General features: G+C 27.4%; 1 protein-coding gene. It reads right to left on the reverse strand.

The genetic code is table 11. The annotated features are described in order from the left end of the window. Nucleotides 1–1,122 (reverse strand): ABC transporter permease (locus AMO08_RS05560; RefSeq protein ID WP_075485976.1); only part of this gene is annotated, 1,122 nt, incomplete at its 3' end. Between the last annotated feature and the right edge of the window lie 77 nt (nucleotides 1,123–1,199).

The following is a 1,199-nucleotide window of genomic DNA, read 5'->3' on the forward strand; positions in this document are numbered from 1 at the left end:
AGCATAACCTGAAATAGATAAAGTAGACAAAGCATTTAAGGTTTTATTTTTAGAAACTCTATTTCCATAATTGGAAATTAAAGAAAAGGTTATTAAAACTAAACTCGATAATAACACCAAGTAAAGTGTATTTAATGTCAAGGTAATGACCGGTAAATCGAAAAGATTTTCTGGAAACTTTAAAGTCCAATATAACATTTGACTTAGTGGAAATAAAAAACTTAAAAAGAAAACAACCAAACAAATTGAAAATGCATAAAACGCTTTTGCTCCTGAAAGTTGAATTTTTTCTTTTTGTTTAAATCCACCTTTTGTATTTGAATGATACCTCGCCTTTTTTCTAGATAAATTTTCTAAAATGAATACTGCAAAAATGAATAAAAGAAGAAAAAAAGATATCCTGTTTGAGAAAGCTAAATCATCAAAAGTGATCCAAGAATTGTAAATACCCGTAGTTAAGGTATTTATAGAAAAGAAATCAACAGCTCCAAATTCAGCTAAAGTTTCCATTGCTACCAAAGAAAGACCTGCAACAATTGCAGGTCTGGCTGCTGGCAATATTAAAGAGTAAAAGGACTTCATTTTAGAAAATCCTAAATTTCTACCTAAATCAATTAGATTTTGAGATTGATACTGGAATGATGCTCTTGAGAGAATATAAACATAAGCAAATAGTGAAAAAGATAGCGAAAGTACAGCACCAATTAAACCATCAAACTTTGGGATGCTTTGGTTATAATTTCCCTCTCCGAATACATTTTTCAATATCGAATATAAAGTTCCATAATTTTCAAAGAAAGCTGTTAAAGAATACGCATAAATGTATGGAGGCACTGCAAAAGATAATATCAGAGCCCATTTAAAAAAATTACTTAAAGGGAATTTATAAAAAGAAACTAAATAAGCTATACTAGTTCCAATAAGAAAAGTTAAAGCTAAGACACCAACAAGCAAAATTATTGAATTAAAAATATATTCAAACAAAAAAGTATCTTTTAGAATTTGATAATAATTTGATGTATCCTCAAAAAAACTAGTAAATACAGTTATAATTGGTATAGCAACAATAATTGATACCAACAAAGAAAACAAAAACCAAATATTTATCTTATTAAAATACATTTTACCCTTTTGTTTCAGTGAACATAATCAATAGTAGGGTAAATAACTATTGAGTTATGTTCACTTTTTGAAAATTA

It is taken from the genome of Candidatus Pelagibacter communis (assembly GCF_001180205.1).
Lineage (GTDB): Bacteria > Pseudomonadota > Alphaproteobacteria > Pelagibacterales > Pelagibacteraceae > Pelagibacter > Pelagibacter ubique_O.